10 protein-coding genes are annotated in these 8,682 nt (G+C 69.9%); 6 read left to right on the plus strand and 4 right to left on the minus strand.

What is annotated here, in order from left to right:
* Window positions 1-134 precede the first annotated feature (134 nt).
* Window positions 135-935, plus strand: a complete 801-nt coding sequence (locus ACWGJP_RS05580) for an alpha/beta fold hydrolase (RefSeq protein ID WP_452328763.1) — start codon at window positions 135-137, stop codon at window positions 933-935.
* Here ACWGJP_RS05580 and ACWGJP_RS05585 read toward each other — a convergent pair.
* A complete protein-coding gene (locus tag ACWGJP_RS05585; protein WP_452328764.1) occupies window positions 874-2,379 on the minus strand; it encodes an MATE family efflux transporter in 1,506 nt (501 codons plus the stop codon). The two genes, ACWGJP_RS05580 and ACWGJP_RS05585, sit on opposite strands and share 62 nt — an antisense overlap.
* A 132-nt stretch (window positions 2,380-2,511) precedes the next feature.
* Here ACWGJP_RS05585 and ACWGJP_RS05590 point away from each other — a divergent pair, with 132 nt between their 5' ends.
* Together ACWGJP_RS05590 and ACWGJP_RS05595 are read left to right on the plus strand one after the other, a co-directional pair.
* Window positions 2,512-3,561, plus strand: coding sequence for an NAD(P)-dependent alcohol dehydrogenase (locus tag ACWGJP_RS05590; RefSeq protein WP_452328765.1), 1,050 nt, complete (start codon window positions 2,512-2,514; stop codon window positions 3,559-3,561).
* Window positions 3,562-3,759: 198 nt separating this feature from the next.
* Window positions 3,760-4,674: a DUF808 family protein gene (locus ACWGJP_RS05595; RefSeq protein WP_452328766.1), complete on the plus strand. Its 915-nt coding sequence runs from the start codon at window positions 3,760-3,762 to the stop codon at window positions 4,672-4,674.
* A 281-nt stretch (window positions 4,675-4,955) separates the two neighbouring features.
* Here the strand turns inward: ACWGJP_RS05595 and msrA are convergent, their stop codons facing one another.
* Window positions 4,956-5,492, minus strand: a complete 537-nt coding sequence (gene msrA, locus ACWGJP_RS05600) for a peptide-methionine (S)-S-oxide reductase MsrA (RefSeq protein WP_452328767.1) — start codon at window positions 5,490-5,492, stop codon at window positions 4,956-4,958.
* Between the two features lie 224 nt (window positions 5,493-5,716).
* Between msrA and ACWGJP_RS05605 the strand changes: the two genes are divergently transcribed.
* Genes ACWGJP_RS05605 through pnuC form a run of 3 tightly spaced genes read left to right on the plus strand, consistent with a single transcriptional unit; the run spans window position 5,717 to window position 7,877 of the window.
* Window positions 5,717-6,232, plus strand: a complete 516-nt coding sequence (locus tag ACWGJP_RS05605) for an N-acetyltransferase family protein (RefSeq protein ID WP_452328768.1) — start codon at window positions 5,717-5,719, stop codon at window positions 6,230-6,232.
* 10 nt (window positions 6,233-6,242) lie between these two features.
* Window positions 6,243-7,136, plus strand: a complete 894-nt coding sequence (locus ACWGJP_RS05610; RefSeq protein WP_452328769.1) for a DnaJ domain-containing protein — start codon at window positions 6,243-6,245, stop codon at window positions 7,134-7,136.
* A 30-nt stretch (window positions 7,137-7,166) separates the two neighbouring features.
* Complete coding sequence (gene pnuC / locus ACWGJP_RS05615; protein ID WP_452328770.1) at window positions 7,167-7,877, plus strand: nicotinamide riboside transporter PnuC; 711 nt, start codon at window positions 7,167-7,169, stop codon at window positions 7,875-7,877.
* 18 nt (window positions 7,878-7,895) lie between these two features.
* Here pnuC and ACWGJP_RS05620 read toward each other — a convergent pair whose 3' ends face one another.
* A complete protein-coding gene (locus ACWGJP_RS05620; protein ID WP_452328771.1) occupies window positions 7,896-8,075 on the minus strand; it encodes a hypothetical protein in 180 nt (59 codons plus the stop codon).
* Between the two features lie 80 nt (window positions 8,076-8,155).
* A partial coding sequence (locus ACWGJP_RS05625; RefSeq protein WP_452328772.1) for a DUF7507 domain-containing protein occupies window positions 8,156-8,682 on the minus strand: 527 nt, incomplete at its 5' end.

Consider the following 8,682-nt stretch of genomic DNA (forward strand, 5'->3'; position numbering starts at 1 on the left):
GACGCCGCCACGCTAGGACGCTCAGATGACGACCGCTCCAACGTCAGGTGAATTGTTCATCCACTGATCATCATCGTCGAGTAATTGCATTACCTGCCTGCGAGGCGTCGTCGACCCAGGGCCAAGATGGAGGCATGGCTGTTCCCCTCTCGGACCTCAATCGGATGCCGGAACCCCAGCGCGTCGTCGTCGGCGACGGCGTGGGCCTGGCGACCTACACCTGGGGCGACCCCGACGCTCCTGCCGTGGTGATCGTGCACGGCTTCGCCTCGAGCACCCGCGACAACTGGGTGCTCACGGGGTGGGCCAGGATGCTCGAACAGGCCGGGTACTTCGTGCTCGGCGTGGACCAGCGCGGTCACGGGCGCAGCGACAAGCCGCACGAGCCGGACGACTACACGGTGCGCACGCTCTCGACCGACCTGGAGACCGTGCTCGACACCTACCTCGTCGAAGAAGTGCGGTACGTCGGATACTCGCTGGGCGCCCGCGTCGGCTGGGAGGTCACGCAGGATCTCCAGGACCGCATCCCTCGCGCCGTCCTGGGCGGCGTGCCGGACGGCATCCCGCTCGCCCGCCTCGACCTCGAGCAGGTGCGCGCCTACATCGCGGACGGCACACCGGTTGTCGACCCCACGACGCAGAACTACATCGCCCTCACGGAGCGCGTGCCAGGAAACGACCTGCGCGCCCTCCTCGCTCTCGCCGAGGGGATGCGCGCCTCCCGCATGATCGACCCCGATCCGGGGCGCGCCCCGCAGCAGCCGATCCTGTTCGCCACGGGCTCGCAGGACGCGATCATCGCGGGGTCACGCCAACTGGCCTCGGCTGCACCCCAGGGGACCTTCTTCGAGATCCCCGGGCGTCACCACTTCAACGCACCCGGGTCCCGCGCCTTCCGCGAAGCCGCCCTCGCCTTCCTCGCGGAGGATTGATCGCACCGGGCAGCGTGATCGGCGAGGTCACCACGGCGTCGACGACGAGCGAGCTGTTCGTCGGGCCGACGACGGGGATGGGCGTCGTCTCGGTGAGCACGGCGGCCGTGATCGGCATCCGCGCGAGCCTGCGGTGCTCGCGGACATAGGCCGGGATGAGGATGACGACCGCGCCCACCCAGGCGAGCGGGTTGCTCCACGCGACACCGGCGAAACCCAGCAGCGCGGCCAGGAGCACGGCCGCCCCCACGCGCATGAAGAGCTCGACGATGCCGGTGACCGTGGGGATCATCGCGTGGCCGAGACCCTGCAGGGCGCCGCGGAGGATGAACAGCACGCCGAGGATGCTGTAGGCCGCGCCGTTGATGATGAGCATGAGATGGGCCATCTCGACGACCTCGTCCGCACCCTCGCCGACGAAGATCCGCACGATGGCGCTGCCGGTCGTGATCAGCAGCACGCCGAGCAGCAGCGAGCCGGCGATGGCGATCCAGGTGGCCTGCACGACGCCGCGGCGGATGCGGTCGGGGCGCCCGGCGCCCACGTTCTGCGCCACGTACATGCTCGTCGCGAGGCCGAGCGAGGCCAAGAGCGCCGTGGCCAGGCTGTCCACGCGCGAGCCGGCGGTGTAGGCCGCGACCGCCTCGGAGCCGAGCTCGTTCAACGCGACCTGCACCGCCAGCGTGCCGATCGCGATGATCGAGGCCTGGAAGCCCATCGGCAGGCCGAGGCGCAGGTGCTCCACGATCTCGGCGCGACCGACCCGCCAGTCCTCGCGCCGCACGTGCAGGACGGGCAGCCTGCGCCGCAGGTACTCCAGGCACAGCACGACGGACACGGCCTGGGCGACGACGGTCGCCAGCGCCGCACCGGCGACACCCCACCCCAGCGGGCCCACCATGACGATGACGAGGGCGACGTTGAGCAGGCAGGCGAGCGTGAGGAACCACAGCGGCGTGCGGGAGTCGCCGATGGCGCGGATGATGGCCGCGAGGTAGTTGAAGAACATCGTCGCCGCCGCTCCCAGGAAGCTCACCTGCGCGAAGACGACGGCATCGTCCATGAGCTCGGCGGGAGTCTGCATGAGAGCGAGAGCGGGTTCGGCGAGCAGCGGAGCGCCGACGGTCAGCACGACGCTCATCGCCGCGGTGAGGAGCGTGCCGACGGCGACCGACCGCCGCACCGCGCGCTCATCGCCTGCGCCGTACGCCTGCGCCGTCGGGATGGCGAAACCGCTCGTGACACCCCAGGCGAAGCCGAGGAGCAGGAACAACAGGCTGCCGGTCGCGCCCACGGCGGCGAGCGCGTCGACGCCGAGCTGACGCCCGACGACGACCGTGTCGACGAACTGGTAGAGCTGCTGGACGACGTTGCCGATGAGCAGGGGGACGGAGAAGGCCAGGATCACGCGCCAGGGCGCGCCAGTGGTGAGGGAAGGAGACACGGGGACTCGACAGGCTGGGAGGGGGGCGGGAGCGCGGGACAGCGCGATCGGACAATCGTATCGAATCGATTCGAGCAGGTCCATCCGCGGCGGTGCTCGATCCTGATCGATCGCGGGCGTATCCTGCTTCTCATGCCCACCTCGATCGCCGCCATCGTCGCGCCCTCCGCCACCGAGCCCCTCGCCTCCGGCACCATCGAACGCCGCGACGTCGGCCCCAAGGACGTCCGCATCGACATCCGCTGGGCCGGCATCTGCCACTCCGACATCCACACGGTCAAGGGCGACTGGGGCCCCCAGCACTACCCGCTCACGGTCGGCCACGAGATCGCCGGCACCGTCGCAGAGATCGGTTCCGAGGTCACCGGCTTCGCCGTCGGCGACCGGGTGGGAGTCGGATGCCTGGTGAACTCCTGCCGGGAGTGCGCCAACTGCCTCGCCGGTGCGGAGCAGTACTGCCTCAACGGCAACGTCGGCACCTACGGCGCCACCGACGTCGACGGCACGATCACGCAGGGCGGCTACTCGCGCAGCGTCGTCGTCACGGCGGACTTCGTCCTGCGCGTGCCGGAGGAGATCCCCTTCGAGAAGGCCGCGCCGCTGCTGTGCGCCGGCATCACGACCTACTCGCCGCTGCGCCACTGGAACGCGGGCCCAGGCACCCGCGTCGCCGTCGTCGGCCTCGGCGGTCTCGGTCACATGGCCGTCAAGCTCGCGCACGCGATGGGCGCGGAGGTCACCGTGCTGACGCGCACGCTCGCCAAGAAGGACGACGCGCTCGCGCTCGGCGCGGACAAGGCGTACGCCACCGGCGATCCTGCGACCTTCGACGAGCTCCGCGGCTCCTTCGACCTCATCATCAACACCGTCTCCGCGGTGATCGACCTCGACGCCCATCTGCGCCTGCTCGCCCTCGACGGCACCCTCGTGAACGTGGGCGCCCCGGCCGAGCCGCTCAGCGTCCGGGCGGGGACGCTCATCGGCGGGCGGCGCTCGTTCGCCGGCTCCAACATCGGCGGCATCGCCGAGACCCAGGAGATGCTGGACTTCTGCGCCGAGCACGGCATCGCCCCCGAGGTCGAGATCGTGACGGCATCCGAGGTCAACGAGGCCTGGGACAGGGTTCTCGCCTCCGACGTGCGCTACCGCTTCGTGATCGACGCGGAGACGATCGGCGCCTGAGGCGTCGTCGTCCGCTGCGGAGGAGTTCGCACGAGAGGGAGGATGCTTCGCAGCATCCGCTCCTCCCTACGGTGCGAACTCCTCCTTTGCGTGCGCTCCAAGCTCAGGGAGCTCAGAGAGCGGGGACGCTGCGGAAGGAACGACGACGCCTCCGCCCGCTAGAGTGAGCTGTCCGCCATCACACGGGAGGGAGTGCGCATGTCGGTAGGTCTGCTCGCGGTCGTCGACGACATCCTCAGCGCTGCGCTGAAGGCATCGTCCAAGGCGGCGGGGGTCGTCATCGACGACGCCGCCGTGACGCCGCAGTACGTCCAGGGGATCACGCCCGCACGCGAGCTGCCCGTGGTGGGCAAGATCGCGCTCGGGTCGCTGGTGAACAAGTTCATCATCATCATCCCGATCGCCCTGCTGCTGACGGCGTTCGCCCCCTGGGTGCTGCCGTACCTGCTCATCCTCGGCGGCGCATACCTCTGCTTCGAAGGCGCCGAGAAGGTGCTGGAGTGGTTCGGCTTCCACCACGGCCACGGCGACGAGAGCGCACGCGACGAGAACAAGCTCGTCTTCGGCGCCGTGCGCACCGACCTCATCCTCTCCACGGAGATCATGCTCATCTCGCTGTCGAACCTCGAGGCGGGGCTCGACATCTGGACGACCCTCGCCGTCCTCGCCGTGATCGCGCTGCTGATGACCGGCGTCGTGTACGGAGCGGTCGCGCTGCTCGTGAAGATCGACGACGTCGGCCTGAAGATGGCCAAGAACCCGTCCCGCAAGGTGCGGCATACCGGCACGAGGATCGTCCGCTCCATGCCCGCGGTGTTCCGCGTGATCAGCATCGTCGGCACCGTGGCGATGCTGTGGGTCGGAGGGCACCTGCTGCTGGCGAACCTCGGAGCGGTCGGTCTGACCTTCTTCTCCGACCTGCTGCACGACGTCGAGCACCTGCTCGAGCCGCTCGGCGGCCTGGTCGTCTGGCTCGGCGACACCCTGATGTCGGCCGTCGCCGGACTCATCGTCGGGCTCGTGATCGTCGGCGTCGTGCTGCTGATCGGGCGGATGCTCGGCCGCGAGCCGAGCTTCACCGAGGGTGGCGAGTCCCCCGCCGAGGTGCACTGAGCATCCCGCCACCTGGCCGGCCGCCCCGGGCTGCCCGCTGCCACCCCGGGCGCCTGGCCGCCAGCTCCCGGCCTGGCTCGGCATCCAGCATCCGCACCCCGGCCGGTCACGCAACCGGCGACCTCCGAGCCGCCGAACCCGCCCGAACCGTGACCAGCCACTCCGGCCGGTCACGCCAACGGCGGCCGCAGCACCGGGAACCCACCGAAACCGTGACCGGACTCCGTGGATCGGTCACGTGGGTTGAGCCCGGCCAGGGACAGACCTCGACTCGGTCCGGGTCAGACCTCCGCGCGCTTCGGCAGCACCCATCCCGCGCGCGGGAAGTGGCAGGTGTAGCCGTTCGGGTAACGGATGAGGTAGTCCTGGTGCTCGGGCTCGGCCTCCCAGAACGGCCCCTCGGGCTCGATCGTCGTGACGGCCTTCCCCGGCCAGAGCCCTGAGGCGTCGACATCGGCGATCGTGTCGCGCGCGACGCTCTCCTGCTCGGGGCTGAGCGGGAAGATCGCCGAACGGTAGCTCGTGCCGATGTCGTTGCCCTGCCGGTTCAGGGTCGACGGGTCGTGGATCTGGAAGAAGAACGCGAGGATGTCGCGATACGTCGTCTCGGTCGGATCGAAGACGATCTCGACGGCCTCGGCGTGACCGGGGTGATTGCGGTAGGTGGCGTGATCATTCGTGCCGCCGGTGTAACCGACACGGGTGTCGAGCACGCCGGGCTGGCGACGGATGAGATCCTCCATGCCCCAGAAGCATCCGCCGGCGAGGACCGCCGTCTCGGTACCCGGTGTGCGGGTGATGGCTCCGTTGTCGGTCATGTCGCTGCTCCTTGTTCTGCGCCGCCGGCTGCGGCGTCATCCGTGACAACGCATGGCGTCGCCGTTTTGGTCCCGGATGCCTGGGGGCGGGCTGTGAGTTCCGCACGCCCTCGATGTGCGATGTCCGCTCCCCAGCGTACGCTCGCGACACGCTTCGGAGACCATCCCGCGGCCCTGCTAGCGTCGGATCTGCGCATCACACGGCGCGGAGCAGGAGATCAGACGTGCACATCCGAGATGCCGGCGCGCGCGACCTCGAGACGATCACCGAGATCTACAACGAGGCCGTCGCGCGCACGACGGCGATCTGGAACGACACGCTCGTCGACGTCGCGAATCGCGCCGCATGGCTCGCCGACCGAGAGCGCCTCGGCTACCCGGTTCTCGTCGCCGTGGACGAGGACGACACCGTGCTCGGCTATGCGTCCTTCGGCGACTGGCGCGCGTTCGACGGCTACCGGCACACCGTCGAGCACTCCGTCTACGTGCACGTCGACCGACAGGGCCGCGGCGTGGGCAAGGCGCTCATGACGGAGCTGATCGGCCGCGCCAGAGCCCTCGGCAAGCACGTGATGGTGGCGGCGGTCGAGAGCGGCAACACCGGATCGATCGCCCTCCACGAGCGGCTCGGCTTCCAGGTCTCCGGCGTGCTTCCGCAGGTCGGCGCGAAGTTCGGACGCTGGCAGGACCTCACGTTCCTCCAGCTCATCCTCGACGACCGCACGGCACCCGGCGACTGAGGCCGCTGCCGTGTTCGACAGCCCGCTCTCCGCCTCGCCGTACGAGGTTCTCGGCGTACCCGCATGCGCCGACGAGGACACGCTGCGTCGCGCCTATCGCCTGCGCCTGCGGCAGACCCACCCCGACACCGGCGGCGATGCGGCGGCGTTCGTCCAGGTGCAGCTGGCCTGGGAGGTGATCGGCTCGCCGCAGGCGCGCGCCGCCTACGACGCCGGAGCGGACGACGCCGCCGACCTGCAGTGGGCCGGACGACGAGGGCCGAGGACGACCGGAACCCGCCCGCGCGCGACGTCGTACGGGCAGGCAGGATCGTGGCGGCGCGAGCGCTACCTCGCCCTGGCACGCGAGTGGGCCGAGGGCGAGGTCGCCGATCCGTACGCCCCCGCGTTCGTGCGCTCGGCGCCATGGGAGCTGCGCCGGATGCTCGCCGACGCCCTCGCCGAGGAGGACACCGCCGGAGCGATCGGCGAGCTCGGCATCGGCTTCACCGCGTGGCACGACGTCGCCACCACCGACGACCCCGAGGACAAGCTCGATCACGTCGTGCTCAGCCCGACCGGGCTGTACGGCCTCACCAGCGAGGACTTCGGTCGCCCCGTCGGGTTCCGTGGCGGGGATGTCATCGGCGAGGCGACGCCGGTGGCCGATCTGCTCGGGCGCATCCGCGTGATCTCCCGGACCGCACGGGTGCGCTTCGGCGGGGCGATGTTCGTGCTCCCCGACGACGACCTCGTCGAGCCGGTCATCGCACTGGGCGCCGTCAAGGGCGTGCCCGTGGCCGCCGTGCGTCGCAGTGCGCTGCGATCGGTGCTGCGCTCCGGTGTGCCTGGAGCCCGCATCGTCGGCGGGACGGAGCTGTTCGACGTGCGGACGCGACTGAAGAGCAGCATCCGCTTCGTCTGACCGCGCGGCCGGCAGCGGGAGAATGGGATCGTGGATGCTCTGCACTGGCTGGTCGACGCCTTCAACTCGCACTGGGTGCTTCCTGGCGGCCAGACCCTGCTGATCCGCGAGGTGGTGGGCAACGTCTTCGGCCTCGCCAGCGCCCTCGGCGGCATGCGCCGGAAGGTCTGGGCATGGCCGGTCGGCATCGTCGGCAACCTGCTGTTGCTCACGGTGTTCCTGGGATCGATCCTCAACCCCGATCACTCGCTGCCGAATCTGCTCGGCCAGGCCGGACGTCAGGTGATGTTCATCGCCGTCGCCGTCTACGGCTGGATGCGGTGGCGCAAAGCATCCGAAGGCGGTGGGCAGGTGACGCCGCGGTGGGCGTCGAACGGTGCGCGGGTCGGGCTGGTCCTCGTCCTCGTGATCGGCACCATCGCCCTGACTCCGGTGTTCCGTGCGCTCGGCTCCTGGGAGCCGGTCTGGGCGGATGCCTGGACCTTCGTCGGCTCTCTGCTCGCCACCTACGGCATGGCGAAGGGCTGGACGGAGTTCTGGCTGATCTGGATCGCCGTCGATGTCGTCGGTGTGCCCCTGCTGTTCAGCTCGGGGTATTACGCCACGGGCTTCATGTATGTGTTCTACGGGATGTTCACCGCCATCGGCTTCGTCGTCTGGTGCCGCGCGCATGCGCTGGCGAAGCCGCAGGTGGAGACGATCATGCCGGATCCGACGGTCCGGCAGACCTCCGGGGAGTAGCCGACCGGGGGCGGTCGCTCAGTCGTCGCTGCTGCGGAACAGGCCGCGCAGCACGAGGTACACGACCACGGCGACGACGGCGACGATCGCGAGCTTGGCGACGAACCAGAGCAGCGAGAACAGCGCGCCGACGATCCACCAGGCGATGACGACGGCGACGATCACGCCGAGGATGGTCCAGAGGCTGTTCTTCGTCATGGCTTCAGCCTACGCGGCGCCGACGCGACGAAAGCGGGCCGGGAGGAGATCCTCCCGGCCCGCTTCTGTTCAGCAGCGGATCAGACCCGGCGGCGAGCCACGATCAGACCGGCGCCTGCGAGGACGAACAGTGCAGCGAGCGCACCGGTCCAGAGCAGGTTCTGGCCACCGGTCTGGGCGAGGCCGCCCTCCGAGGGGTTCTCCTCGGCAGGAACGACGGTCTCGACCTCGGCCGTCGATGCCGCGCTCTCCACGGCAGCGCCGTCGGGACCGATGCCCCCGGCTGTCGCGGTGTTGGTGAGCGCCTCACCGGTCAGGTCGCCGGCGACGACGGTGTACTCCGCCTCGCAGACCACCACGTCGCCGGGAGCCAGAAGCGCAGCGGCTTCGGGGCAGACGACCTCGCCGAGCGTTCCCGCACCGGAGAACTCGCCCTCGGCGATCGTGACATCCTCGATGTCGGCGTTGCCGATGTTCGTCACCGTGAACGAGTACGTGATCACGTCACCGGCTTCGGTCGCCGTCTCCGTGTCGGCGGACTTCACGAGGCTCAGCGCCGGCTCGGACAGGGGCGTCGGATCGGATTCCTCAGACGGCGCGCTCACGA

This window comes from Microbacterium sp. NPDC055903 (assembly GCF_053615555.1).

Coding starts and splice junctions, on each gene's coding strand:
- ACWGJP_RS05580 (WP_452328763.1), top strand. CDS start 135: ATGGCTGTTCCCCTCTCGGACCTCAATCGGATGCCGGAACCCCAGCGC.
- ACWGJP_RS05590 (WP_452328765.1), top strand. CDS start 2,512: ATGCCCACCTCGATCGCCGCCATCGTCGCGCCCTCCGCCACCGAGCCC.
- ACWGJP_RS05595 (WP_452328766.1), top strand. CDS start 3,760: ATGTCGGTAGGTCTGCTCGCGGTCGTCGACGACATCCTCAGCGCTGCG.
- msrA (WP_452328767.1), bottom strand. CDS start 5,492: ATGACCGACAACGGAGCCATCACCCGCACACCGGGTACCGAGACGGCG.
- ACWGJP_RS05620 (WP_452328771.1), bottom strand. CDS start 8,075: ATGACGAAGAACAGCCTCTGGACCATCCTCGGCGTGATCGTCGCCGTC.